The organism is Bradyrhizobium sp. Ses1 (assembly GCF_059512365.1).
Genome location: NZ_JCAMOQ010000224.1, coordinates 1 through 428 on the forward strand (window position 1 = coordinate 1; position 428 = coordinate 428).

General features: G+C 59.1%; 1 protein-coding gene. It reads right to left on the reverse strand.

The features are described 5' to 3' along the window. Window positions 1–356, reverse strand: a 356-nt coding sequence (locus AC5ZG5_RS46460) for an IS5 family transposase (protein WP_496165599.1), incomplete at its 3' end; no start/stop codon positions are given. Between the last annotated feature and the right edge of the window lie 72 nt (window positions 357–428).

A 428-nucleotide genomic window follows, 5' to 3' on the forward strand; every position in this document is an offset into this window, starting at 1 on the left:
GATGGCCTGATTTTGAGCCCCCCTTTTGCGCCGCTGGCGTGCTGGTGGGCGCGGACGATGGTGGAGTCAACGATCAGATATTCGAAGTCCGGATCATCCGCGAGCGCTTCGAACATACGTAGCCAGACCCCCTTGGCGCTCCACCGGCTGAAGCGCCGGAAGACGCTGTTCCATTCGCCAAACGCTTCGGGCAGATCACGCCACGGCGAACCGGTTCGCACGATCCATAACACGCCCTCGACAAACATCCGGTTGTCGCGGCCTGTCGAACCACGCTGGTCCGGCCGACCGATGATCAAGCCGGAGATACGGTCCCATTGCGTGTCGTTCAGAACGAGCCGATCCAGAACCCCCAAGGCTTCCTCCTAAAAGAAAGCCTTGAATCACGTTCCGTCTGATTTGAGAATCCCAAGAGTCCACACAGCCTA